Source organism: Candidatus Symbiothrix dinenymphae, assembly GCF_001431085.1.
The window spans coordinates 1-789 of record NZ_BBRU01000140.1 but is presented as its reverse complement, the minus strand read 5'-3'; the positions used below and the strand labels follow the sequence as shown (position 1 = coordinate 789).

At 51.1% G+C, this 789-nt stretch carries 1 protein-coding gene; it reads right to left on the bottom strand.

The genetic code is table 11. From position 1 onward, the window contains the following. The coding region (locus ASC50_RS02185; RefSeq protein ID WP_158648295.1) for an AAA family ATPase at positions 1 to 511 on the bottom strand (511 nt) is incomplete at its 3' end. Between the last annotated feature and the right edge of the window lie 278 nt (positions 512 to 789).

The window sequence follows — 789 nt, the reverse complement described above, 5'->3', positions numbered from 1 at the left end:
GAATCAAATCGTCCAGAAGCCCGGTCCCCAGCCCTCCCTCAATGGGGGAGAAGGCTCCCCCCTGAGGTGGGGCTGGGGAGGGCTGAGCTGAGGGGGGGCTGAGGCTGAGGCTGCCATTAGCAATCATCGAAGCCTCATCCACAATAAACAGCGTGTGGGAATGCTTGTTGAAGTCCAGACTAAACCCCGATGCCTCGTTGGAAAAGTCGCGCTGCCGGTAGATTTTTTTGTGAATAGTGTAAGCATTTTGCCCCGCATAACCGGCAAAAACCTTTGCCGCACGCCCCGTAGGGGCTAAAAGGACAGAGGGCTGCTGCAATTCCGTCATCGTCTTGACCAGCGCACCCACCAGCGACGACTTGCCCGTGCCGGCATAGCCTTTGAGCAAAAAAACAGAATCCGAATTGCGGTCACACAGAAAAGCATTCAACGCTTCGAGAGCCAACTGCTGCTCAGTAGTCGGCTCAAACGGGAAATTGTGCTTGATTTGCTCTAAAAATTCTGCCATCATTGGACAAAGGTACAACTTTTTTAATGATTATCCGCAATCATACCACTAAATAGCGTCCCCTGCAAGCAATTTCCGGTTTTTGTCCCGCAGGGACAGCACTTTATTAACCGTAGACTTTAGTCTACGGGAGTGACGGAGCCCACACCCCAAAGTCCCGCATGGGACGACACATTGTTTATACCGTAGACTAAAGTCTACGGTTAATAAAGTGCTGTCCCTGCGGGACAAGGAGCGAAAGCCAAGTGGTATGATTGCGGATAGTCATAACTTTTTTTGTT